The organism is Paraburkholderia sp. SIMBA_053, from assembly GCF_046534895.1.
Taxonomy (GTDB): Bacteria; Pseudomonadota; Gammaproteobacteria; order Burkholderiales; family Burkholderiaceae; genus Paraburkholderia; species Paraburkholderia caledonica.
In genome coordinates, this window is sequence record NZ_JAWRXU010001209.1 from 1 (window position 1) to 253 (window position 253).

Below are 253 nucleotides of genomic sequence, written 5' to 3' on the forward strand. Positions count from 1 at the left end.
GCTTCAAACTGAATCCGTTCATCACGCTGATGGTGGTGTCCGTCGCGCTCGCGCTGGCCGTCGGCATGCCGATGACGTCGATTCTCAAGTCGTTCGAAACCGGGGTCGGCGGCACGCTCGGCCATATCGCGATCGTCGTCGGGCTCGGCACGATGCCTGGCAAGATGATGGCCGAGTCGGGCGGTGCCGAGCGCATCGCGCGCACGCTGATCGATCTGTTCGGGCCGAAGAACGTGCACTGGGCGATGATGTG

At 64.0% G+C, this 253-nt stretch carries 1 pseudogene; it reads left to right on the top strand.

The window, feature by feature from the left end:
• Positions 1–253 (top strand): annotated as a pseudogene (locus SB753_RS39480) (permease DsdX); the annotation flags it as partial.